Annotated in this window: 19 protein-coding genes; 8 read left to right on the top strand and 11 right to left on the bottom strand. The window is 42.8% G+C overall.

What is annotated here, in order from left to right; translation table 11 throughout:
- Window positions 1–3: 3 nt before the first annotated feature.
- The 4 genes from Q0037_RS00910 to uvrC all read right to left on the bottom strand — a co-directional run bounded on the left by Q0037_RS00910 (window position 4) and on the right by uvrC (window position 7,113).
- Entirely contained in the window at window positions 4–1,161 is a 1,158-nt protein-coding gene (locus Q0037_RS00910; protein ID WP_297513994.1) for a homogentisate 1,2-dioxygenase, read from the bottom strand.
- 179 nt (window positions 1,162–1,340) lie between these two features.
- Window positions 1,341–2,981, bottom strand: a complete 1,641-nt coding sequence (locus tag Q0037_RS00905) for an amino acid permease (protein WP_297513990.1) — start codon at window positions 2,979–2,981, stop codon at window positions 1,341–1,343.
- A gap of 78 nt (window positions 2,982–3,059) precedes the next feature.
- Window positions 3,060–5,294 (bottom strand): patatin-like phospholipase family protein, encoded by a 2,235-nt coding sequence (locus Q0037_RS00900; protein WP_297513987.1) that lies wholly within the window; start codon window positions 5,292–5,294, stop codon window positions 3,060–3,062.
- The gene (gene uvrC, locus Q0037_RS00895; RefSeq protein WP_297513984.1) at window positions 5,287–7,113 is read right to left on the bottom strand and encodes an excinuclease ABC subunit UvrC; all 1,827 of its coding nucleotides are present in this window, start codon (window positions 7,111–7,113) and stop codon (window positions 5,287–5,289) included. Before uvrC ends, Q0037_RS00900 begins: the two co-directional genes overlap by 8 nt.
- Before the next feature lie 179 nt (window positions 7,114–7,292).
- Here uvrC and Q0037_RS00890 point away from each other — a divergent pair, with 179 nt between their 5' ends.
- Window positions 7,293–7,874, top strand: coding sequence for a 5-formyltetrahydrofolate cyclo-ligase (locus Q0037_RS00890; RefSeq protein ID WP_297513981.1), 582 nt, complete (start codon window positions 7,293–7,295; stop codon window positions 7,872–7,874).
- Here the strand turns inward: Q0037_RS00890 and Q0037_RS00885 are convergent.
- The 6 genes from Q0037_RS00885 to gdhA all read right to left on the bottom strand — a co-directional run bounded on the left by Q0037_RS00885 (window position 7,844) and on the right by gdhA (window position 17,199).
- A complete protein-coding gene (locus Q0037_RS00885) occupies window positions 7,844–8,515 on the bottom strand; it encodes a lipoprotein signal peptidase (protein ID WP_297514055.1) in 672 nt (223 codons plus the stop codon). The two genes, Q0037_RS00890 and Q0037_RS00885, sit on opposite strands and share 31 nt — an antisense overlap.
- Before the next feature lie 104 nt (window positions 8,516–8,619).
- On the bottom strand, window positions 8,620–9,000 hold the full coding sequence (locus Q0037_RS00880; RefSeq protein ID WP_073361760.1) for a TraR/DksA C4-type zinc finger protein: 381 nt from the start codon (window positions 8,998–9,000) through the stop codon (window positions 8,620–8,622).
- A gap of 7 nt (window positions 9,001–9,007) precedes the next feature.
- Window positions 9,008–12,409, bottom strand: coding sequence for an isoleucine--tRNA ligase (gene ileS, locus Q0037_RS00875; RefSeq protein WP_297513975.1), 3,402 nt, complete (start codon window positions 12,407–12,409; stop codon window positions 9,008–9,010).
- Window positions 12,410–12,621: 212 nt separating this feature from the next.
- Window positions 12,622–13,335: a DNA repair protein RecO gene (recO, locus tag Q0037_RS00870; protein WP_297513972.1), complete on the bottom strand. Its 714-nt coding sequence runs from the start codon at window positions 13,333–13,335 to the stop codon at window positions 12,622–12,624.
- Window positions 13,336–13,414: 79 nt separating this feature from the next.
- Window positions 13,415–15,742, bottom strand: coding sequence for a T9SS type A sorting domain-containing protein (locus Q0037_RS00865; RefSeq protein ID WP_297513969.1), 2,328 nt, complete (start codon window positions 15,740–15,742; stop codon window positions 13,415–13,417).
- A gap of 113 nt (window positions 15,743–15,855) precedes the next feature.
- Entirely contained in the window at window positions 15,856–17,199 is a 1,344-nt protein-coding gene (gene gdhA / locus Q0037_RS00860) for an NADP-specific glutamate dehydrogenase (protein WP_297513965.1), read from the bottom strand.
- 255 nt (window positions 17,200–17,454) lie between these two features.
- Between gdhA and Q0037_RS00855 the strand changes: the two genes are divergently transcribed.
- A complete protein-coding gene (locus Q0037_RS00855) occupies window positions 17,455–18,249 on the top strand; it encodes a glutamate dehydrogenase (protein ID WP_297513961.1) in 795 nt (264 codons plus the stop codon).
- Between the two features lie 76 nt (window positions 18,250–18,325).
- Here Q0037_RS00855 and Q0037_RS00850 read toward each other — a convergent pair whose 3' ends face one another.
- Entirely contained in the window at window positions 18,326–19,468 is a 1,143-nt protein-coding gene (locus tag Q0037_RS00850) for a cystathionine gamma-synthase (RefSeq protein ID WP_297513958.1), read from the bottom strand.
- 204 nt (window positions 19,469–19,672) lie between these two features.
- Between Q0037_RS00850 and Q0037_RS00845 the strand changes: the two genes are divergently transcribed.
- From Q0037_RS00845 to Q0037_RS00820, 6 genes are all read left to right on the top strand, one after another.
- On the top strand, window positions 19,673–20,023 hold the full coding sequence (locus Q0037_RS00845; protein ID WP_297513955.1) for an arsenate reductase family protein: 351 nt from the start codon (window positions 19,673–19,675) through the stop codon (window positions 20,021–20,023).
- Entirely contained in the window at window positions 20,020–20,937 is a 918-nt protein-coding gene (locus Q0037_RS00840; RefSeq protein WP_297513952.1) for a DMT family transporter, read from the top strand. The genes Q0037_RS00845 and Q0037_RS00840 overlap by 4 nt, the downstream gene beginning before the upstream one ends.
- 193 nt (window positions 20,938–21,130) lie before the next feature.
- Window positions 21,131–21,991: a YicC/YloC family endoribonuclease gene (locus tag Q0037_RS00835; RefSeq protein ID WP_297513949.1), complete on the top strand. Its 861-nt coding sequence runs from the start codon at window positions 21,131–21,133 to the stop codon at window positions 21,989–21,991.
- Between the two features lie 24 nt (window positions 21,992–22,015).
- Window positions 22,016–22,594 carry a guanylate kinase gene (gmk, locus tag Q0037_RS00830; protein ID WP_297513946.1) on the top strand — a complete coding sequence of 193 codons (579 nt, stop codon included), beginning with the start codon at window positions 22,016–22,018 and terminating at the stop codon, window positions 22,592–22,594.
- A gap of 77 nt (window positions 22,595–22,671) precedes the next feature.
- The gene (gene nadD / locus Q0037_RS00825) at window positions 22,672–23,259 is read left to right on the top strand and encodes a nicotinate (nicotinamide) nucleotide adenylyltransferase (RefSeq protein WP_297513943.1); all 588 of its coding nucleotides are present in this window, start codon (window positions 22,672–22,674) and stop codon (window positions 23,257–23,259) included.
- A gap of 8 nt (window positions 23,260–23,267) precedes the next feature.
- Complete coding sequence (locus Q0037_RS00820; protein WP_297513940.1) at window positions 23,268–23,492, top strand: hypothetical protein; 225 nt, start codon at window positions 23,268–23,270, stop codon at window positions 23,490–23,492.
- Window positions 23,493–23,662: the final 170 nt, after the last annotated feature.

Genomic DNA, 23,662 nt, shown 5'->3' with positions numbered 1-23,662 from the left:
GTATTACTCAAGCCAAGATTGATAATAGGTATCGTCGGCAATACGCATCGCTTCCTCAGTAACCATCAAGGGTTTGAACGTATCGATCATAACCGCCAATTCAAGCGTTTCCTTTTTCCCAATACTGCGCTCGACAGCTCCGGGATGGGGTCCGTGAGGGATCCCCGCTGGGTGCAACGAAATATGTCCCGCCTCTACATCATTGCGACTCATAAAATCGCCATCGACATAATACAACACCTCATCGGCGTCGATATTGCTGTGATTATAGGGAGCGGGAATGGACTCGGGATGGTAATCGTAGAGTCGGGGTACAAACGAACAGATGACAAAAGCATCGGTTTCAAACGTTTGGTGCACCGGTGGAGGCATGTGAATCCGTCCCGTAATGGGTTCGAAATCATGAATCGAAAACGCATACGGATAATTAAACCCGTCATAGCCCACCACATCAAAAGGATGTGTAGCATAAATCAACTCAAAAATCTCGTCTTTCTTCTTGATTTTCATCAAAAAGTCACCTTTTTCATCATGGGTTTCCAAAGCATACGGACGACGAATATCGCGCTCACAAAACGGGGCATGTTCGAGCAATTGACCAAACCAATTGCGGTATTGCTTGGGGGTATACACGGGACGATGGGACTCGACAATAAACAATCGGTTGTCGGTAGTGTCAAAATCCATTTGGTAAATCATCCCTCTTGGTATGACCAAATAATCGCCGTATTTGAAGTCCAAAATTCCCATCATCGTGCGAAGTTTTCCTGAACCTTTATGGATAAAGATAACTTCGTCAGAATCGGTGTTTTTGTAAAAATAGGTCTTCATCGATTGACGGGGAGCGGCCAACACAATGTGACAATCGCTATTGGTCAAGACAATTTTGCGGCTCTCCAAGAAATCATCCTCAGGCGCAACTTCAAATCCGCGTAGTCGATAGGATTGAATGTTATTGGCTTTCGCGATTTTGGGGGCAACACTGTATTGCTGGCGAATTTCTTTGACTTGAGTGGGACGGTGTACATGGTACAAATTGGAATACATACCATCAAAACCGATGGTGCCAAAAAGTTGCTCATAATACAAGTCGCCGTTGGGTTTGCGAAACTGAATGTGTCGCTTGTGTGGAGTATCTCCTAATTTGTGATAAATCGGCATAATTGAACTGTTTGTGGTTAACAATACCCCCGAAAGGGTCGAAAAGAAAGGCTACAAATACCCTTCTCACTCAGGATTTCTCTTGATGAGGTATTTGAGATAGGACCGTAAACCTTTCCAACCGTTCATATGAACAAATATCGTAAAAAATAAAAAGCCACAGTATTGTGGCTTTCAATTTATTCTTTTTCTAGGTTGGAATGACGTTTGCTGTACAATAGATAAACCAAAATCCCCAGGGAACCCCAAATGATAAAGGTATACCAAGTTTCTGTGCGGACTTGGGTCATCAAGAACAAGTTAAACCCAACGCCAAGAGTTCCTACCACGTAAACCGCAGGGGTTTTGTAAGGACGCTCCAATTCTGGTTTTTTCACACGCAACACCATTACGGCCATACACACCATTGCAAAAGCTAAAAGGGTACCCATGGAACACATTTCAGAAACTTTTTCAATAGGCGTTAACGCAGCTACAATAGAAATAATTAATCCGACCAACAACGTACTCTTATGGGGAGTAAGGTATTTGGGATGTAAATCTTTGAAAAAACCAGGGAGTAAACCGTCTTTGGACATGCCAAGGAAAATACGCGTTTGTCCCAACATCATCACCAACATCACCGACATTAATCCGGCGGTGGCGGCAATGGTGATTAAAAACGTAGCCCACGTCAAACCAACACCACTAAAGGCAGAAGCTACGGGAGCCGCTTTATCCAATTGATCAAAACGAACCATTCCGGTGAGCACCAAGGAAACCAAAATATACAAAATAGTACATATCACCAACGAGGCGACAATGGCAAAAGGCACATCCTTTTTCGGATTAATGGCTTCTCCTGCTTGGGTTGATACGGCATCAAATCCGATATACGCAAAAAAGACAATGGTCGCGGCTGTTAAAACGCCCCCAAATCCAAAATTAATTTTTTCTACCCCATCTACTATTGTTTTGGTTTCGGCAGGAATAAAAGGTACCCAATTGTCGGTGTCAATGAAAAAGGCACCGGCAATAATTACGAAAAGCACCACCGCAATTTTAATAATCACAATGATATTATTCGTTTTTGCGGCTTCTTTGATTCCTTTTATCAAAATAGCGGTGATGACCCAGGTGATTAAAAACGCAGGTAAATTGAATACAATCCCCGATAAATCTATTGAAGAGTAATGCTCGGCAAATTGCGTAACTCCTTCTCCGGTAGCAAAATTTTGAAAATCTTTGAGGGTAGTCAAACTCTTAAACGCACTTGCAAATTCGGCATTGGCAAAGTGGTCTTTGATCTGATCAAAGGTTGCTGTAGCATGCGTCGCTAAATAGTCCTTTACCGCATCAACCGCTTTGGCATGGTTGAGTTTTTCCATGGCCGTAGCTTTATCGGAAAGTAACGAAAGGGGGAGTTTCAGGTGAAACAAACCCAACAATTTGGTGAAATATCCACTCCAGGCCACCGCAACTGTCGTCGCACCCATCATGTATTCCAGGATTAGATTCCACCCAATAAACCAAGCGAAAACCTCTCCAATGGTACCGTAGGCATAAGCATAAGCCGAACCTTCAACGGGCAATACTGAGGCAAACTCTGCATAACACAAAGAGGCAAATAAACAGCCAATTCCAGCGATTACAAATGATAAAGCTAAAGCGGGACCTGCATAATCATGAGCTGCAATTCCGGTTAGCGTAAAAATACCTCCCCCGATAATGGCCCCAATTCCCAGCGAGGTAAGTCCCCAACGGGTTAATACGCGGTTGAGTCCGCCTTTTTTCATATCTGCTTCAAAGGCTGAAACAGGTTTTACTCTCCAAATTGACATATAATTTTGTTTTTGGTTATGTTATAGCTTTCAAATATAACGTATTTGTGGAAAAAACAAACAAAGGAAACGGTTGGCTTAAAACCAAAATCCGGCACTAAACCATAAAAAGCCTTTCGGGAGTTCAGGTGACCAAGAGTATTTGACCTCAATAGGACCAATAACGGTTTCCAAACCATATCCCACCGCATACCCCGACATCATGGGTGTTTGCAACCAGTTGCCCGTTTTAAACAACTTATTCTCTAGGTTGGCATAATTGGCCGAAAAATTAATGTGATTCTTTTTGTAGAATTCCACATCTACAGTGGCCAACACTCTAATGTAACTGTCAGCAGCAGAACCCACAAAGTCGTACCCGTAAAAATGCCTAAAGTTGTTGATGGTTTGATAGCCATACCCGCCCAAAACAAAGTCTAAATAATGCGACCCGTTATCCCCGATATTGATGCCCGCTTCGGACTGTAAGCGCAGGTTGAAAATTTTATAAAACGTTCGCGTGATGCCTGCTTCCCCTTTGATGATGGTGAACCGCTCAAAATTGTTGGCATAGTCAGAAGAGTAAAGATAGGAATTGAGCTCCCCGTTAAAAAACCACCCTTTTTTGGGGAAGTATTTGTTGTCCAGCGAATCGTATTTTAAATAGCCAAAAACACTAAAATAATTGCTATCTTCAAAAACCTGATTTTGATTTTCAAGGGTTTTGGATTTAATTTCTAAATGCTTCAATTCGATTCCACCTCCGATTAAGAACTTCTGCGCAAATACCGTTTGAAGATAGGCTTGGTGTGAAAAATCGGAATAATCCACATTGATTGCATTGATGCCTGCTTGATCAAAAAAGGCTCCGTTATTGAAATCGGTCGATACATTTCGATTGAATTGATTGAAACGAGATTTCAACCCAAAACTGAAGTAAAATCCATTGTCAATATAGTAATCAAGATTGTATCGGAAGTTATCGCCTAACCCAACATCCAACGAAAAAACATCATTGCGAAAAAGGATTTTCTTTTGTGTCAAATTTACCAAAGCCGCACTTTTATAAAGGCCATCATAATGAAGACCAAACCGAACAAAAGTTTTGTTTTTACTTTCTGTCAAACGAAGTTCCAATTCTTCACCCTGATTAAAAGGATTAATTTGATATAAAATAGCACTAAAGTTCCCAGTGGATGTAAGTTTGTTGATCCCGTTTTTTAAATCGCTATAACTGATTTTCGACCCTTGTTTGAATCCCAATTTCCCGATTACAAAAGCTCGAGTATAATTGTTTAACGTATTGATGGTAATACGGTCAATTTGTAAACTATCTTGTTGTAACGGTTTTTCAATCAATTGGTAGTTGCGGTTCGTAAGCTTTTTAATTTTTTCCCACGATTCCCGGGCTGCTTCTTCCCCTTTGGCGATAATCTCTTTACCTTTATCAAAAGAAATTACCGAATAATTTTTAATGTCGGGTTTGATGTAAATATCCGTCAACAACTGTTTTCTTTTCATACTTTGGATCATCTCCAAATTGGAAATTTGCACCAAAATTCGTGTAGCTTCCGAGAGCTTTTCGCGGGTTTGTAAATCATCTTGCACATCCACTCCAATAATAATATCGGCACCCATGCGACGAATTTCCTCCACCGGGTAATTATTAGTAACGCCACCATCAATCAATAACTTCCCATCAATTTCAATGGGTGAAAATAAACTGGGAAAGGCGGAACTAGCTAGAATGGCCTCAGGGAGATAACCCTCGCGTAATATGACCTTTTCGCCTGTTTCAATATTGGTAGCAGCGCACACAAAAGGTATCGGGAGCTGATCAAATTTTCGTACATGACGGACATTGTGTAGCAGTTTATTCAACAAATTGAAATTATACAAGCCGCGCGATAAAGCAATTGGAATGCCTATCGTCAATTTGTCAAAAGGGAGCGTCAGCGCATACAATTCGTCGTTGTGCTTTTCATAAAAACTTTTGGATTCTCTAGGAATATAATCACTCAATAACTCGTCGAAATTGGTATCATGAAAAATGGAGTCAATTTGACGCGAGCTGTATCCTGAAGCATACAATCCTCCTACCACAGCACCCATACTAGTACCTCCGATGTAGTCTATTCTTACGCCCGCATCCTCCAAAACCTTCAGTACTCCAATATGAGCAAACCCTTTGGCACCACCACCGCTCAAAACCACTCCTACTTTGGGACGCGTTGTTTCTGCTTGGCTGTACCCCCAAGTGATTCCGAAGCATAGCATCCCAAGCAACCACAAGATGTGAAAGGTTGGAAAAACTTTGATAGGGCGTTTACGCATTGGTTTCAAGTTGGTCTGTATTGGTATTGGTTTGGTAAAATTCGTAAATTTTTTTGGCTTTTGAGGCCCCTACAACCTGCGAAATTTCACTTTCAGACGCCAATTTCAATCTTTTAACACTTTTAAAATGTTTTAATAACGTTTGCATCGTCTTTTCTCCAATGCCTGGAATGGTTTCCATGCTCGATTGTAAGGCCGACTTGCTCCGTTTATCGCGGTGAAAGGTAATCCCAAAACGGTGGGCTTCGTTGCGTAAATGCTGAATGACTTTTAAGGTTTCCGATTTTTTATCCAAATACAATGGGACGGAATCACCGGGATAATACAATTCTTCCAGGCGTTTTGCAATGCCAATGATAGCAATTTTACCTCGTAAATTCAAGGCTTCCAAACTCTTTAATGCCGACGATAATTGCCCTTTTCCCCCGTCAATAATAATTAACTGAGGCAAGGGTTCGTTCTCGTCCAACAAGCGTTTATAGCGTCGGTACACCACTTCTTCCATAGTGGCAAAATCGTTGGCCCCTTCCACCGTTTTTACGTTAAAATGGCGGTAGTCTTTTTTACTCGGTTTGCCATCTTTAAACACTACACAAGCCGAAACGGGATTGGTTCCTTGAATATTGGAGTTGTCAAAACACTCGATGTGCCTCGGTTCAACCGACAAGCGCAAGTCTTTTTGCATCTGCGCCATGATTCGTTGCGTATGCCGCTCAGGATCGACGATTTGCAATTGCTTCAACTGTTCCAAGCGATGGTATTTGGCATTGCGTTTTGACAATTCTAAGATTTGCTTTTTATCCCCCAATTGAGGGACGGTCACTTTTATATTTTCGCCAAAATCTAGGGGAAAAGGCACCACAATTTCTTTGGAAGTCAACCCAAAACGCGCGCGCATTTCCACAACAGCAAGGGCTAAGAGTTCTTCGTCGGTTTCGTCCAATTTCTTTTTAAGTTCTAGGGTATGCGAGCGAATGATGGCGCCGTGGGCTATTTGTAAAAAGTTGACAAAAGCCAAGCTTTCATCGGAAACGATAGAGAAAACGTCGATATTGGAAATCTTCGGATTGAGAATGGTCGAACGGGCTTGGTAATGCTCCAAAACTTCGATTTTCTCCTTCATCTTTTGGGCTTCTTCAAACTGCATGTCGGTGGCAAAGTCTTGCATTTTCTTTTTGAAATCACGCAAACTGTCTTTGAAATTCCCTTTTAAGATTTCACGTATCGCCGCCACTTGGTCCAAATAATGTTGCTCCGATTCCAAGCCTTCACAGGGGCCTTTGCAATTGCCAATATGGTACTCTAAGCACACTTTAAACTTGCCACTTTTGATGTTGGCCGGTTTTAAATCCAACTGACATGTGCGCAACGGATACAATTCTTTGATCATGTCCAAAATCGTATGCACCACTTTAAAATTGGTATAAGGGCCAAAGTATTCCGACCCGTCTTTGATCATTTTTCGGGTGGAAAACACCCGCGGAAAGGGTTCGCGCTTGATGCAAATCCATGGATAGCTCTTATCATCTTTCAACAATACGTTGTACCGTGGCTGTAGTTTTTTAATCAAATTATTTTCCAACAACAAGGCATCTGCTTCGGTGGCTACAACAATATGGCGAATGTCGTGAATCTTTCGTACCATGACATTGGTCTTGGCATTGTCGTGGACTTTATTGAAATACGAGGAGACTCGCTTTTTCAAATTCTTGGCCTTCCCTACGTACAAGAGCTTTCCCTCGGTGTCAAAATACTGATACACGCCGGGATTATCGGGTAACGTTTGTACTTGAAGTTCCAATGAAGGAGGAAGCGCCATCGAATTCTTTTTTTACAAAAATACACAGAAGAAGCGCGGAAAGTTGTCTTGAAATTAATTTTTAACGCCATACCTCACTTGAGGGCGACCTGCTTTTTATTTCTGTATTCTAATCTCGAATGGTTTGGGCGACTTGAGTGCAATTGCGTACCTTTACCTTGAAACTGAAAATGCATCCCATGCTCAAAAAAGAATTGCGGTCTTTATTCAAAGCCAAACGCACGGAATTGAACGAAGACCAAATCGATTCCAAAAGCCTGCAAATTGCCAACCAACTGCTGCGTATGCCCATTTGGGACTACTTATATTACCATCTTTTCTTGACGATAGAAACCCAAAATGAAATTCAAACCGAGTGTGTTTTACAGATTCTTTTTGGAAAAGATAAAGAAGTGGTGTTGTCGAAAAGCGACTTTGAATTGGGGACACTCTCCCATTATTTACTCACTGAAAACACCTCACTTCTTAAAAACACCTATGGCATTCCTGAACCAGTGGACGGAATTGAAGTGCCCGAAAGCAAATTGGATGTGGTTTTTATTCCTTTACTAGCTTTTGATATCCAAGGCAATCGCGTAGGCTATGGCAAAGGTTTTTATGACCGATTTTTGGCAAAATGTCGGCCAGACACTTTAAAAATAGGGTTGTCGCTCTTTGAAGCGGTTCCAGAAATTACCGATACATCGGTGGAAGATATTCGCTTGGATTATTGTGTAACGCCCGAAAAGGTTTATTCGTTTGGCGTTGAAACTTCCTCTTGAGGTTCGCCTTCCCATGGGCCGATTGTTACATTGGAAGGTTCAGGCGTGTGGGCAAACGCGCGTTTGTTGAACACAATCAAGATACCGACGCCTGTGGAAATGGCCACATCGGCTACATTAAAAATCGCATTGAAGAAGGTGATTTCTTTACCGCCCCAGATGGGTATCCAAGTGGGCAGCATATAATCTTCAATGATAGGAAAGTAAAACATATCCACCACTTTTCCGTGAAAAAGCGTTCCGTAAGGTTGATCGGTAAAAAGAGTGGCCAAACGATTGGTGCTATCGTCAAAAATAACCCCATAGAATACCGAGTCAATAATATTCCCGAGGGCTCCTGCAAAAATTAAACTGATGGCAACAATCAAGAAGTTGTTTTTACGTTTTTTTACCGAATCCCATAACCAATAGGCGATGACTCCCACGGCGATGATGCGGAAAAGCGTTAGAAACAATTTACCATACTCCCCGGGAATCACGGTACCCCAAGCCATTCCTTCATTTTCTATAAAATACAATTTAAACCAACTAAATACCTTCACCTGATCTCCCAAGATAAAATTGGTTTTCACGTAAATCTTGGAGTACTGGTCGATCACCAATAAGAGGAAAATTAGTAAGGCGGCATTTCTAAATTTCATGACAAACAGGAATGTAACGGGTTTGTTTTTGTGTGCAGCAAAAGTACTCATTTTTTAAGAAAAACGCCCCGTATCGGAGCGTTTCACTTTATCATTGGAATTTCTTAGCGTTGCATGTTCTTGGCCTCGATACTCATCGTGGCGTGCGGAACAATTTTTAAGCGTTCTTTGGAAATCAATTTCCCGGTTACTTTGCAGATACCATAGGTTTTGTTTTCTACACGGAATAATGCATTTTTCAAGTCGCGAATAAACTTCTCTTGACGAATCGCCAATTGAGAGTTTGCTTCTTTACTCATGGTTTCACTTCCTTCTTCAAACGCTTTAAACGTAGGCGATGTATCGTCTGTTCCGTTGTTTAAATCGTTCATATACGCACTTTTAATTAGCTCTAAATCGGCTTGTGCTTTTTCAATCTTTTTTAAGATTAATTCTTTGAATTCTGCTAAATCAGCATCTGAATATCTCAATTTTTCTTCTACCATAATTTTCCTATTTTGAGATTAGTATTTTGGTTGTTATATCATCAAATTCGAGTTCGGTTCCTCCATCCAAGACATCGGCAAATGTTAACGAACGGGTTAACGTTTCAGAACAAACATACGCCTTATTGTTTTCAATGGCCTGTTCTAGTTCCCCGTTGCGTTGCAATACCACTTCGATGGTGTCGGTCACTTCAAATCCTGAATCCTTGCGAAGGTTTTGGATTCGATTGACCAACTCACGAGCCATCCCTTCTTCTTTTAACTCTTCGGTTAACGTGATGTCTAAAGCGACTGTTATTCCATTTGCGTGAGCCACTAACCATCCCGGAATGTCTTGCGAAGTAATCTCCACGTCTTGGGATGTTAAAGTTAAATTTTTTCCTGAAATTTCAATAGCTAACTCTCCTTTGGTATCAATAGTATTGATTTGCTCTTGCGTGAACTCTTGTATCGCTTTGGAAATCAACCCCATATCCTTTCCAAAACGGGGGCCGAGCGTTTTAAAATTAGGTTTAATTTGCTTCACCAACACCCCAGAAGCGTCGTCTAATAATGCCACTTCTTTGACATTTACCTCTGATTTAATCAAGTCCGTAACCGCTTCAATCTCTGCTTTAAAAGTGGCGTCAAGTACTGGAATCATTACTCTTTGCAGGGGTTGACGAACTTTAATCATCTCTTTCTTACGCAGGGATAACACCAACGAAGAAACGGTTTGCGCCTTTAACATTTTACGCTCCAGCGATTTATCAACAAATTTTTCAACAAATTGAGGGAAGTTTGCTAAGTGAACGCTAGTAAAATCGGGGCTTCCCGTGGCATTAACTAAGTCGCGGTACAACTGATCCATAAAGAACGGAGCCACAGGAGCCGACAATTGGGCAACCGTTTTCAAACAAGTGTACAAGGTTTGATAGGCCGCAATCTTATCGGTACCGTATTCCCCTTTCCAAAAACGACGACGACACAAACGCACATACCAGTTGCTGAGGTTCTCTTGGACGAAATCGGATATCGCTCGGGTCGCTTTGGTGGGTTCGTAATCGGCATAGGCTTCATCTACCGTTTGGATTAACGTATGCAATTCGGAGAGAATCCAACGATCGATTTCAGGGCGCTCCGCTAACGGCACTTCGGTTTCTTGATTGGTAAATCCATCGATATTGGCATACAACGCAAAGAACGAATACGTATTATACAAGGTACCAAAGAATTTACGTCGCACTTCCGCAACGCCTTCGATGTCAAATTTCAAGTTATCCCAAGGATTCGCATTGGAAATCATGTACCAACGCGTGGCATCAGGACCGTATTCTTTAAGTGTTTCAAACGGATCTACCGCATTGCCTAAACGTTTGGACATTTTTTGCCCGTTTTTATCCAACACCAAGCCGTTAGAAACGACATTTTTGTATGCGATTTTATCAAATACTAAGGTTCCAATGGCGTGTAAGGTGTAAAACCATCCACGGGTTTGATCTACGCCTTCTGCGATAAAATCGGCAGGGAACGCTTCGTTATTGTCAATGAACGCCTTGTTTTCAAATGGATAGTGCCATTGGGCATAGGGCATCGCACCCGAATCAAACCATACGTCAATCAAATCAGATTCCCGTTTCATGGCTTTCCCAGAAGGCGCCACCAAGACAATGGTATCCACGATGTTTTTATGCAAGTCCACCAAATCATAGTTGGCTTCGTCCATATTGCCGATTTCAAAACCGCGGTACGGATTTTCGGACATCACCCCAGCAGCCACCGCTTTTTCAATTTCGTTGTACAACTGTTCTACCGAACCGATACAGATTTCTTCTGTTTTGTCTTCGGTGCGCCAAATCGGGAGGGGAATTCCCCAATACCGTGAACGCGACAAGTTCCAATCGTTGGCATTTTTCAACCAATTCCCAAAACGGCCTTCCCCAGTCGCTTTGGGCTTCCAGTTGATGGTGTCGTTCAGGTCAAACATACGGTCTTTAACTTCCGTAATTTTGATAAACCAAGAATCCAGGGGATAATACAAAATCGGTTTATCGGTGCGCCAACAGTGGGGATAACTGTGTACGTATTTCTCCACTTTGAAGGCTTTATTTTCTTCCTTTAAACGAATGGCGATTTCCACATCCACCGATTTCTCGGGTGCTTCACCATCGTTGTAATATTCATTTTTCACGTATTTACCCGACAAGTCACCCAAACCTTGAATGAAACGCCCTTGTAAATCCACGAGCGGCACTGGATTCCCTGCCTCATCCAACACCAACATCGGCGGAACTTCGGGCGTAGCTTCTTTGGCTACTTTGGCGTCATCGGCCCCAAACGTGGGCGCGGTATGCACGATACCGGTACCGTCTTCGGTGGTAACGAAATCACCCTCAATCACGCGGAATGCGTTTTCAGGCGATTGGAACGGCAACACATACGGCAACAGTTGTTCGTAGCGAATTCCTACCAAATCAGCTCCTTTGGCTTCTGCGATTACTGAAAAGGGAATCTTTTTATTTTCCGTTTTATAGTTGGTAAAATCAGCATCACTTTCAGCAACTGCATATTTTCCCCCAAAGACTTTACCCAATAAGGGTTTGGCCAAAATTACTTGAATGGGTTCGAACGTGTATTGGTTAAATGATTTTACTAAAACGTAATCGATTTTGGGTCCAACGGTCAACGCGGTATTCGAAGGTAATGTCCAAGGAGTCGTCGTCCACGCCAAGAAATGAATGTCGCCAAACCCTTGTAAGAACGTCGGCAAGCTATTGGGAACCGCTTTAAATTGTGCCACAATCGTGGTATCGGTCACATCGCGGTAGGTGCCGGGCTGGTTCACTTCGTGCGAAGACAAGCCCGTTCCTGCTTTGGGCGAATAGGGTTGAATGGTGTAGCCTTTGTACAACAAGTTCTTGTTATAGATTTGTTGCAACAACCACCATACCGTTTCCATGTATTTGGATTTATAGGTCACATACGGATCGGTCATATCGACCCAGTAGCCCATTTTTTCGGTCAAATCATTCCACACATCGGTGTAGCGCATAACGGTGCGTTTACAGGCCTCGTTATATTCGGTTACCGTAATGGTTTTGCCGATATCTTCTTTGGTAATGCCCAATTCTTTCTCGGTTCCTAATTCAACGGGCAACCCATGCGTATCCCATCCCGCTTTTCGTTTGACTTGGAACCCTTTTTGGGTTTTATACCGGCAAAAAATATCTTTGATTGCGCGTGCCATCACGTGGTGAATACCCGGCAAGCCATTGGCTGATGGAGGTCCTTCAAAAAACACATACGGCGTAGCTCCGTCACGCGAGGTAACACTTTGTTCAAAAACGTTATTTTCTTTCCAAAACTTCAGCACTTCCTCGGCTACTAGCGGCAAGTCAAGTCCTTTGTATTCAGCAAACTTAGTACGCATTTTGTGGTTTTCTTAAATCAGTTTGCGAAAGTAATGAAATTTGGCATATAAGTAGCTAAATTTGATGCAACGGCACTGATTTTTAGGAATAATTTGGGTAGCGTTTGCTAGAATTGCATTATTGTTAAGGCAGCCTATGTTAACCTAAACGAAGACGGATCGATTGATGGAGGGTTTTTTCGTGACCCAGAGTTTCGGGGCTAATCTCTCCCCTAAGCAAACACCTCCCGCAGCACCTCCAATGATTTAGGTTTTTTGAAAGCATCGAGGTGGATGGCATAAAAATCCAAAAGAATTTTGAGTAAAATCGCGCGTTCGGTGTTGGTGAACACTTTTCCGGGATTTTCGATTTTTTGTTCCATAAGTTTGCGCCATAGTACCGTTTCGTGCGCACTCAAGCAACTCACCCCTTGAAAAGGCACAAATATGCCTTCTATCATTTCAAAAAACGGATCGGTGGTATTGTCGCGTTCAGGGTAAAATCCGAGGTATTTGGTGACTTCCAGTAATAAAATTAAATGAAAATTGGCAATATCATCGTGGGCATCCAACCACAATAAAGCGGATTCTAGCAGGGCAAACAGTGGGCTGTTTTTCTCTTCCTCCCGAATGCTGTGGTGTAATATTTCGGAGAGAAAAATCACGATGGTGCTTTTCACAATATGACTCGGAATGGATTGGTAGGGCACCGCCAATCGAATTTCCCGAAAATGCTCCAACGTCCCTTTGTTCTTGTGATTGGCTTCAATTTCGAGCAGCGTCAACGGCTGAAAATAGGCCATTTTGGAGGCGCTCTTTTTTCCCGAAAACGCATTCGACACAAAATACGATTTAAGTCCGTCACTTTGGGTGTAGCACTTCACAATCAAGCTTTTCTCTTGATATTTTAAGGCCGACAAAACGATGGCTTTGGTTTTAACAAGCATGGTTTAGGATTTCCCTTTTTTTTAAAAAAGTAATGATGAAGAAATTACTTGATGTAAAAACACAACTTTCATGGTATCCCTATCGAATGATCATGACCTTACGAACGGTGGTTTCAACACCGTCTTGGGCCGAAATAAAAATCATGTACACTCCCGAGGCTACCCGGTATTTTCCAAAAGCGGTCGTATCCCATTCCATGGTGCCTCCCGCTGCGGTGGTTTCAAAAACCAAATTCCCTTCGATATCGGTAATTTTTATCACGGCTTTATCGGTCAATCCGGCAATTTTTACCGTACCCGAATATTCTGGACGAACGGGATTGGGATACACATATACGCTAGCCAAATCATCGCTGGGTGCGGTAGCATTGGCTTTAAAGGAAACCAGTCCTTTCTCGGTAGCAAAAAAGACCTCTCCGGTTGTACCATCAATTTCGATATCATTAACGGTATTACTGGGTAAAGGGGAATTTTCTTTGGTAAACTGATAAATCGTTTCTTGACCGTTGGAAGACACCAAATAGACGCCAGAATCGGCGAGTGAAACCCATTTACGGTTGGCCCCATCGACACAAATATCCAACACCACTTGTTCAAAAAAGAGTTCTTGCGCTAGGGTTTGACCGTTGATGACTTCATTGATGATGATGGGACGTGATTGCAATGACTCGGCGGTGATAAATGCATCGGCTGAGGATAACGTACGCAGTCCCCGAGCCGTACCAATCCAAACTTGATTTCGGTTGTCAATGGCTACACAACGCACATCCAAACTAGGGAGGTTACCTTCGGTTCCGGTTTTAACAAATAAAAATTTATTGCTGTAATTTTCGTTAAATGCAACCAACCCATTGGCCCGGTAGGTGGGAATCCATTTGGTGTTGTTTTTATCGATGGCCATTTGTCCGTAACGCTCAAAAAAGGGTTCTGTAAGAATATTGGTCAAATCATACGATTGCCACTGCCCTGTTTTACGAAACACTTTCAATCCTTTATCAACATAGGCATTGGTCAACCACAAATCCCCGCGGGAATCGTAGGCTAAACCGTTGATACGAATGTCAACATACGAAGGATCTGGAGGGGTCAATTGTAGGGATTCCAACCCATTGGCACCGGTATTCGTTTGGTTGAATAAAGTGGTGGGTACCAAATCTTCCAATTTTAAAATGCCCGAGAAATAGGAGCTGATAAAAATTTCATTCGCGTTGGAAGGGTTAACCACCAAGCTCGTCAAACTTCGAGCGTTGAGTACATCGGTAGTTGGGATTTTGCTCCATCCTTGTTCTTTATCAAAATAATTGATGGGAAAAAGGTAGGGCTGAAACGGCGGATTTGGATTATAGGGATTGTACGTAAAATTGAAACGCCCATAGGTCACAAACAATTTATCCTCGGTTTTTTTCAAGCGAAAAGGCTGATTCAAATCGGGACCATCAGGTTTAAGCGATGCGGCATTACTGGGAGCGCTTATGGGAAATTGTAGCAAGCCCACTTCATTGGTGGCAATATACACTGTTTCATCAGCTACGGTGGCAGCATTGAAGGTTACGGGTTGCGGCGTGTAATTGGATGTGTTGTAATTAACCAAAACCACGCCTGCCGCATTGGCGACCATGACCTTTTGGGCGGTAGTGACAACAATGTAATCGGCGGTGGTTCGAAAATCAATGGGCGGTTGTCCCACAGCAAACAATAAGGTATACGACGTCCCATTCCAACGGTAAACGTTGCCATCGGTATTGAAGAAAACAGATTGATTTTGAAAAGCTTGAGCGCCATACCAGAAGCCACTGTCATGCAAGACCCATTGGGAAAAGTCGATCAAAAACGGATTGGTTACTGCTGCTTTTTTGATACGGAAGTTACCCATTACCGCAAAGATCGAATTGTTGTACACAGTGGTTTGAATAACCCGTGTTTGGGCACCGCCATCCCCAATGTAATAGGTGTCACTGAATTCTTGTTGGTTCAAATTGAAGACCGAAATCCCATAATCGGTTGAGAGATAAACCTTGCCATCGAACTCCGAAAAATGATTGATACGCTTTTGGCCTGCGGGTACAGGTACCTCGGTAAGGATGCCGTTTTTAAAAGCTACGGTTCCATCGGCTTGTATAACCAAAAGTAAGCCATTGCTGTTGCCTACTAAAAGCACTTGAAAAGCTTCACTGTAATGTATGGCTGTGATCGTTTCGGCTTTTAACCCGTTGACACTCGTAATAGTCTCTAAGAATCCATCGGGTTTTTGAAAAAAAATAGCGTTCTCAGAGGCGGCATATACTGTTGACTCGCGCTGGGCTAAAGCCCCCAATTGATTAAATGAAAAATACCCCTGCCACAAGCGGTTGGTTTGTGCTCCAACAATTTGGACGAGAAAAAGGAAGATCAGTACGTTTTTTTTCATAGCGAAAGGGTCGTAGTATCGTAACGCAATATTACGTAAAATCATATCGAAACCATAAAAAAACCTCCTCTCAAAACGAGAGAAGGTTTGATATAAGGTGTTGTTTTCAAAGACTAGACGACGCCTTGACCTAACATCGCATCGGCTACTTTCACAAAGCCTGCGATATTTGCGCCACGAACGTAATCGACAAATCCAGTTTCATCTTTTCCGTATTTCACACATGATTCGTGGATATCACTCATAATTTTGTGTAAACGTTGGTCTACTTCCTCACGGGTCCAGCTTAAACGCAATGAGTTTTGCGACATTTCTAATCCAGAAGTCGCCACCCCACCTGCATTGGAAGCTTTTCCGGGAGCAAATAAGATTTTGGCCGCCAAGAATGCCTCGATAGCTTCTGGTGTTGAAGGCATATTGGCTCCCTCTGCCACACAAAAACAACCGTTGGCAATCAACATTTTGGCTTCATCCCCGTTTAATTCATTTTGCGTAGCACAAGGTAACGCGATGTCACATTTCACTTCCCATGGACGTTTCCCCGCTACGAACGTTGCATTGGGATATTTCGCAACATATTCGTTGATACGGCCGTAACGTACATTTTTGATTTCCATAATGTAAGCCAATTTATCGGCATCAATTCCATCGGCATCATAAATATACCCTGAAGAGTCGGAAGCGGTCACTACTTTCCCTCCTAATTGGGTTGCTTTTTCGATGGCGTATTGGGCTACGTTTCCTGAACCAGAAACCACTACTGTTTTCCCTGCAAAACTTTTGCCACGGGTAGCCAACATGTTTTGGGCAAAATAAACATCGCCGTAACCTGTCGCTTCAGGACGGATTAATGAACCTCCGAACGTGATCCCTTTTCCGGTTAAAACACCCGTAAATTCGTTGCGTAATTTTTTATATTGACCAAACATATAGCCTACTTCACGACCGCCCACACCGATATCACCTGCAGGCACGTCAGTATCTGCTCCAATGTGGCGCGAAAGTTCTGTCATAAAGGCCTGACAAAAACGCATAATCTCATTGTCTGATTTTCCTTTAGGGTCAAAATCGGAACCTCCTTTACCACCCCCCATAGGAAGTGTGGTTAAACTGTTTTTGAATACTTGTTCAAAGGCAAGGAATTTCAAAATACTCAAGTTCACTGAAGGGTGGAAACGAATCCCTCCTTTATAGGGCCCTATGGCTGAATTCATTTGAATACGATAGCCACGGTTTACCTGTGTATTCCCTTGATCATCAATCCAACACACGCGGAACATGATGACACGCTCGGGCTCAACCATTCGCTCTAAGAGCATTTTGTTTTGGTATTTGGCATTCTGTTCAATGAAAGGAATTACGGTCTCCGCCACTTCCTTTACGGCCTGCATGAACTCAGGCTCATTGGCATTTCTTTTAGCCACTTCGGCTAAGAAATTGTGGATTGCTTGTGACATACTATTATCAGTTTGTTTAAGAAAACGTTTTCGTTTTAATTTCGACAAATATACATTTTATAAAAATATGGGGTTCATTTTTTTTAAATCCTCATAATTTTTATTTAAACGTTAAGATATCTTGAAGAAGATTGTGGTTTTGAAGCCATTTTAAAACATTTTATGCTTTTTTTCGTATATAAAGAAGTATTTTTTTAATTTGTTTTCCAAGTGAATGATGTTTTTATATATTTGTCGGGAATTGAAAAAACTCGTATGCGGACGTCTAAGTATTTTATTTTGACCTTATTGCTTTTGCTGGGTTTAACCCACCGTACGGCAGCGCAATTTGGGTTTTCCCACGAAATCGGGGGTATTTTTGGTCCGGTGGCCTTTCAATCCGATTATGGGGAGCGTAATGACTTTTCAACCAATGCTGGAAATACAGGATTTGGAATAGGATTGATTCATTACCTTAACTTTTCGTATCGTGCGGAGTGTAACTGTTACACCCCTGAGACGTATTTCAATGACCACTTCAAATTACGTACGGAACTTTCCTATAATAAAACCAACTTACAGCATTTTGGCCAATGGGTAGACGCTAAGAAAAACTCGTTAATTGCACAACAATTACGCGCCATGCGAGGAAGCACTGCGGTCACCAACATTGGAATGCAGTTGGAATTTTATCCGTTTAGTATTCGTGATTTTACAGCGACAACTGGAGCTTGGGCTCCGTTCTTAGGATTTGGAGCGCAATTCTCGTTTTTCAAACCCACCGCCTATTCTGAATTGGGACCTGGTCTTGGAGAATTACCAACCGTAACGCCTATCAAGTATTTGGAAGCGTTTGACACCCGTGGAGGTACAACATGGTCTTTGGTATCCAGTATCGGAACCCGATATAAGTTAACGGAACTATCCGATTTAATGCTAGAATTACGTTGGCAATATTACTTCTCCAACTGGGTAGATGGTTTAAGTCCAGATCCGCGCGTTTTCACAGAAAACCGTGCGAACGACTGGAACCTTATATTAAACTTCGGTTATATTTATTACTTACAATAGGATTTATTAATTCCAAAAAATAAAGCTCCAAGTACATTTGGAGCTTTATTTTTATATACCTTTTATTAAAAACAGTCTATCGAAACGCTTGTTCCAAATCGGCAAGCAAATCGTCAATATCTTCGACGCCCACGCTTAAACGAACTAAGTCGTCAGAGATGCCTCCCGCTTTTCGCACATCTTCAGGAATCGAGGCATGGGTCATCAACGCCGGGTGATTGGCCAACGATTCTACACCGCCTAATGATTCTGCCAACGTAAACACTTTTACTTTCTCTAAGAAGGCAATAGCATCTTCTCCTTTTCCAGATTTAAACGTAAAGGATACCATTCCTCCGAAATCGCGCATTTGTTTTTTGGCAATCGTATGAAAAGGATGATCGGGTAAGCCTGGGTAAAATACTTTATCAACGGCTGGATGGCTGCTTAAGAACTCGGCTACTTTGTGGCCGTTTTCGCAATGACGTTGTACACGTAAATGCAAGGTTTTGATACCGCGTAATACGAGATAACTATCCATAGGGCCGAGGGTTCCCCCGGTAGCAAATTGTTTAAAGTGTAATTCATCCCCGAGCGCTTTGTCTTTGATGACTAAAGCTCCCGCAATAACGTCGCTATGACCTCCTAAGTATTTGGTCGCCGAGTGCATCACGATATCCGCTCCTAGGTCTAACGGTTTTTGTAAATACGGGGTGGCAAACGTATTGTCGACCGCAAATAAGATGTTGTGTTTCTTGGTGATTTCGGCAATAGCAGCAATGTCGGCCAATTTCATCAAGGGATTGGTAGGGGTTTCTACCCAAACCAATTTGGTGTTTTCATTGATCAATGCCTGAAAAGCCTCCAAATCGTTCATGTCGACAAAATGAAACTTGAGGCCGCTGTCTTTATACAAACGGGTAAACAAACGGTATGTACCGCCATACAAATCGTCCATGGCGATGATTTCATCTCCCGCTTTAAACAATCGCAACAAGCAATCGGTTGCTGCCAAACCGGAAGCAAAGGCTAACCCTCGTGCCCCGTTTTCAATCGAAGCCAAGGCATCTTCTAGGGCTTGACGCGTAGGATTGGCCGCACGGCTATATTCGTAGTCGCCTACAGGTTTTCCGGGACTCGCTTGCGCATATGTTGACGTTTGAAACACAGGAGGCATTACGGCTCCCGTAACAGGTTCGTGGTGTTGACCACCGTGAATTACTTTAGTATTAAATTTCATAGGGTAAAAATCTAAATGTGTGGGCAAAGGTAGGGAATTTGGTTGGCCCCCTAGCCTCCAAAGGGGGAATAGTGATTAGTGAATAGTGAATAGTTATTAGTTATTAGATTCGTTAATTTCTGAAAACTGCTCCCGACCCTTCGGGACTGTACACTGTATACTGATAACTACACTAGAATCGCTACTTTTGCAAAAAAATTTCTCATGCGAAAAATATACTACCTCAAAACGTGTGATACCTGCAAACGGATATTGAAATCGCTCCCCAACACGGAAGGATTTGTATTTCAGGACCTCAAAGAAGCACCATTAACCGTGGCGCAGCTCGAAGAAATTCATGCGCTGACAGGATCGTATGAGGTCTTGTTTAGCAAGCGTGCGAAACTGTACAAGGAGATGGGATTAAAAGACGAGACCTTAGGGGAAACCGACTTTAAACGCTATATCCTTGAGCATTATACCTTTTTGAACCGTCCGGTGATTATGGTGGACGACCAAGTATTTGTGGGGAACAGTCCGAAAGTTGTTGCACAAGCCCAAGCCGCTTTATCATGAGTAAACGTGCCTGGGCGCTAGTCGCTGCCACCTTAGTTTCGGTCATTTACGGGGTCACGTTTACGATTGCCAAAGACGTCATGCCGCGATACGTTGAACCGTTTGGGTTTATCGTGTTGCGCGTTGGGGGTTCGGTCATCCTGTTTTGGCTGTTATCGTTTTTTGGACCCAAAGAAAAAATTGCCCGCACTGATTTTCCCCGAATTGCCGCCGCAGCCTTGTTTGGCGTGGCGTTCAATATGCTTACGTTTTTCAAAGGATTGAGTTATACCTCGCCAATTATGGGTGCTGTATTGATGGTCACTACGCCGATGATTGTGCTGGTGCTCTCGGCCCTTTTGATGAAAGAGCGCATGAAAACCTCAAAGATTTTGGGAATCGTGTTGGGACTGATCGGAACAGTTACCTTGATTTTGTATGGAAAATCGGTAGTGAATGCTTCCAATGCAACGTTGGGAAACCTGCTCGTGTTTGTAAATGCGGTATCGTATGGGTTTTACCTGATCATCGTCAAAAAACTCATGGACAAATACAATGCTTTTACGTTTGTGAAATGGATTTACACCTTTGGGTTCCTTATGGTGTTGCCCTTTGGGTGGAGTGAATTTCAAGCCATTGCCTGGCCAACGCTGGGTGTTGACATTCTTTGGAAAATTGGCTTTGTGGTCGTGTTTTCAACGTTTCTGACCTATTTATTGAACTTGGTGTCGATGCGGGAGTTAAAACCCACCACAGTAGCGGTATTTATCTACTTACAACCCTTGTTTGCCACGATTTTTGCGGTGAGTTTGGGCAAAGACGACGTAAATCTGATTAAGCTCCTCTCGGCGGGATTGATTTTTGCGGGCGTGTATTTGGTGACGAAGAAAGTAACTAGTGAGCCGCCTAGCCCCCAAAGGGGGAATGGTGATTAGTCGTTAGACGTTGGACGTTAGACGTTAGAAAAGTCGTAAGTCGGGTTTGGACGTGAATTTTCAAACCTGCAGGCAGGCAGGCACTCAAATTGACTCATTGCCACATCGGCACATTGTCTCATCGGCACATTGTCTCATTACCCCATTACCACATTCCCCCTAAAAAAACTATCTTTGCCCCTTTACTTTACCTATGATACAATCCATGACTGGTTTTGGGAAGGCTTCGTTGCAACTGCCCACCAAGAAAATAACCGTTGAAATCAAATCGTTGAACAGTAAGGGGCTGGATGTCAATACGCGGATGCCTTCGTTGTATCGGGAGATGGAATTGGGAGTGCGGAACTTACTTTCGCAACGCCTGGAGCGCGGGAAGGTTGATTTTTCGCTGTTTATTGAAATTACGGGCGAGGAAACGGCTTCTAAGATCAATGCTCCCATAGTAAAGGGCTATATCGCACAAATGCGGGAAATTCTGCCCGAAGCTGATGCCACCGAACTCATGAAAATGGCCGTGCGCATGCCCGATGCCTTAAAAACTGAACGCGACGATATTGACGCGTCCGAATGGGCCCAGATTCAAACGGTGATTGACGAGGCCCTGAGTGCGATGATTCACTTTCGCTGTGATGAGGGATTGGCGCTGGAAAAAGAATTTACGCAACGCATTGCCAACATTCGCGCGCTAATGCAAGAGGCTGTCAGTTATGACGCGGAACGTATCGAAACGGTGAAAACGCGTTTGCGTACCGCTTTGGAAGAACTGGAAGCCAATGTCGATGAAAACCGCTTTGAGCAGGAACTTATTTACTACCTCGAGAAATACGACATTACGGAAGAACGCGTGCGCCTCGATAATCACCTCAACTATTTTCTGGAAACCCTTGCCGGGAAGGAAGCCAACGGACGTAAATTGGGCTTTATCACCCAAGAAATGGGCCGTGAAATCAATACGATGGGGTCAAAATCGAATCATGCGGAAATGCAAAAATGCGTGGTTTTGATGAAGGATGAATTGGAAAAAATTAAGGAACAGGTGCTAAATGTTTTATAACTATTTGCACGCTATACAACACCCATGGCAACAGGAAAATTAATCGTCTTTTCGGCGCCCTCGGGATCGGGGAAAACTACTATTGTGCGTCACTTGCTGGGTATTCCCGACTTGAATTTGGAGTTCTCGGTCTCCTGCACCACCCGTGCCCCGCGCGGCACCGAAGTCCATAGCAAAGACTACTACTATATGAGCATTGCCGATTTTAAACAGCACATCAAAGCGGAGGATTTTGTAGAATGGGAAGAAGTGTACCGCGACAATTTTTATGGCACCTTAAAAAGTGAGGTGGAACGCATTTGGGCCTTGGGTAAAAATGTAATTTTTGACATCGACGTGGCAGGTGGGTTGCGCATCAAAAAGAAATTTCCCGAGCAAACCTTGGCCGTCTTTGTGAAACCGCCTAGCGTAGACGAATTGAAACGCCGCTTGAAAGAGCGCTCTACCGAAACCGACGAAAAAATCAATATGCGCATTGCCAAAGCCCACGTCGAATTGGCAACGGCTCCCCAGTTTGACAAGATCATCAAGAATTATGATTTGGATACGGCGAAGCAGGAGGCGGTGGAGTTGGTAAGGGATTTTATTGACGGAAAGTTATAAGCTATTTTAAATTTTATATTATAAATTATGAATGAATCGAATACCATTTATAATTTATAATTTACAATTCAAAACAAATGAAAATCGGTCTTTACTTCGGCACCTTCAACCCCATTCATGTGGGGCATTTGATTATTGCGAATCATTTGGCGGAGTATGCCGATTTGGATCAAATTTGGATGGTGGTGACGCCGCATAATCCGCATAAGGAGAAGCGCACCTTGCTCGACGATTACCAACGCTTGCATTTGGTGCATTTGGCCACAGAAGCCTATCCGAAAATCAAACCCTCGGACATTGAATTTAAGTTGCCGCAACCCAACTACACCGTGACTACCTTGGTGCATTTGCAGGAGAAATTTCCCCAGCATGAATTTGCACTGATTATGGGCGAAGACAATCTGAATTCGTTGCACAAATGGAAAAACTACGAATACATGTTGGCGCACCATGCGATTTATGTCTATCCCCGCATAGCCGCAGGGGAAGCCTTACCTGAATTGCTACAGCATCCAAACGTGCATAAAATTAACGCACCCGTAGTCGAAATTTCCTCGACTGCGATACGCGAGGGCATTGCCCAACAGAAGAATGTTCGGCCGTTGCTTCCCGAAGCGGTATGGGCGTATGTGGATGCGAATTTGTTGTATCGTGAAAAAAAATAGCGTTAGACATGAAATCATCTCATGACAATCCCAACGTAAATCCTGAAATGAAATCCCTCTTTACCTTTCTTCGCTTTCAATTACGCTTTGTGGGTTTAATTATCCTTTTTGTGGGGGCCTTAATTCAATTGGGGGCCAAATTTATGGAAAAAAACACCCCTGAATATGTTACTCTATTTTATGTCGTTGGATTGGGTTTATTTTTACTCCATCGATGGGTTGAAAAAAAATAACAGTCAACCAAATTTTCTTTACGTAAATTGGTTTTAAAAGGAAAAATAATTTCACAAGAATGGTTTGAACCTTAACATTCCCTTACCACCTGTTGTTGGGGGAATGAATTACCTTTGGACTCATAATTTTTTGAATGATGCATAATTTTGAACTATACAATCCGGTCCAT

The organism is Flavobacterium sp. (assembly GCF_027482425.1).
GTDB lineage: Bacteria > Bacteroidota > Bacteroidia > Flavobacteriales > Flavobacteriaceae > Flavobacterium.
Note: the sequence above shows the minus strand (reverse complement) of the source record. Positions and strands in the feature narration are given on the sequence as shown.

Coding starts and splice junctions, on each gene's coding strand:
- Q0037_RS00910 (WP_297513994.1), bottom strand. CDS start 1,161: ATGCCGATTTATCACAAATTAGGAGATACTCCACACAAGCGACACATT.
- Q0037_RS00905 (WP_297513990.1), bottom strand. CDS start 2,981: ATGTCAATTTGGAGAGTAAAACCTGTTTCAGCCTTTGAAGCAGATATG.
- Q0037_RS00900 (WP_297513987.1), bottom strand. CDS start 5,294: ATGCGTAAACGCCCTATCAAAGTTTTTCCAACCTTTCACATCTTGTGG.
- uvrC (WP_297513984.1), bottom strand. CDS start 7,113: ATGGCGCTTCCTCCTTCATTGGAACTTCAAGTACAAACGTTACCCGAT.
- Q0037_RS00890 (WP_297513981.1), top strand. CDS start 7,293: ATGCTCAAAAAAGAATTGCGGTCTTTATTCAAAGCCAAACGCACGGAA.
- Q0037_RS00885 (WP_297514055.1), bottom strand. CDS start 8,515: ATGAAATTTAGAAATGCCGCCTTACTAATTTTCCTCTTATTGGTGATC.
- Q0037_RS00880 (WP_073361760.1), bottom strand. CDS start 9,000: ATGGTAGAAGAAAAATTGAGATATTCAGATGCTGATTTAGCAGAATTC.
- ileS (WP_297513975.1), bottom strand. CDS start 12,409: ATGCGTACTAAGTTTGCTGAATACAAAGGACTTGACTTGCCGCTAGTA.
- recO (WP_297513972.1), bottom strand. CDS start 13,335: ATGCTTGTTAAAACCAAAGCCATCGTTTTGTCGGCCTTAAAATATCAA.
- Q0037_RS00865 (WP_297513969.1), bottom strand. CDS start 15,742: ATGAAAAAAAACGTACTGATCTTCCTTTTTCTCGTCCAAATTGTTGGA.
- gdhA (WP_297513965.1), bottom strand. CDS start 17,199: ATGTCACAAGCAATCCACAATTTCTTAGCCGAAGTGGCTAAAAGAAAT.
- Q0037_RS00855 (WP_297513961.1), top strand. CDS start 17,455: ATGCGGACGTCTAAGTATTTTATTTTGACCTTATTGCTTTTGCTGGGT.
- Q0037_RS00850 (WP_297513958.1), bottom strand. CDS start 19,468: ATGAAATTTAATACTAAAGTAATTCACGGTGGTCAACACCACGAACCT.
- Q0037_RS00845 (WP_297513955.1), top strand. CDS start 19,673: ATGCGAAAAATATACTACCTCAAAACGTGTGATACCTGCAAACGGATA.
- Q0037_RS00840 (WP_297513952.1), top strand. CDS start 20,020: ATGAGTAAACGTGCCTGGGCGCTAGTCGCTGCCACCTTAGTTTCGGTC.
- Q0037_RS00835 (WP_297513949.1), top strand. CDS start 21,131: ATGATACAATCCATGACTGGTTTTGGGAAGGCTTCGTTGCAACTGCCC.
- gmk (WP_297513946.1), top strand. CDS start 22,016: ATGGCAACAGGAAAATTAATCGTCTTTTCGGCGCCCTCGGGATCGGGG.
- nadD (WP_297513943.1), top strand. CDS start 22,672: ATGAAAATCGGTCTTTACTTCGGCACCTTCAACCCCATTCATGTGGGG.
- Q0037_RS00820 (WP_297513940.1), top strand. CDS start 23,268: ATGAAATCATCTCATGACAATCCCAACGTAAATCCTGAAATGAAATCC.